At 67.1% G+C, this 225-nt stretch carries 1 protein-coding gene; it reads right to left on the reverse strand.

Annotation, left to right across the window (positions count from 1 at the left end; genetic code table 11):
- The coding region (locus QQ657_RS56560) for a transposase (RefSeq protein ID WP_284750758.1) at window positions 1-225 on the reverse strand (225 nt) is incomplete at both ends.

Here is a 225-nt window from a genome sequence, read left to right on the forward strand (position 1 = left end):
GGCACGCTCGTGGCCGAGCTGATCGAAAAATGCTTCCAAGGTCGCTTTGGTGCGGCCTTCACCGAGCCAGACCAGCCGACGGGTGTCGTGATCCACCACCGCGGTCAGGTAACGCTGACCGCGCCGGAAGGAGATCTCGTCGATCCCGATCCGCCGCAACCCCGCCAGCCGGTCGACCCGGGCATCGATGTCGGCCGACACCCGGGTGATGATCGCCCCGACGGT

The sequence above is a fragment of the Amycolatopsis ponsaeliensis genome (assembly GCF_030182635.1).
Classification (GTDB): Bacteria; Actinomycetota; Actinomycetes; order Mycobacteriales; family Pseudonocardiaceae; genus Amycolatopsis; species Amycolatopsis ponsaeliensis.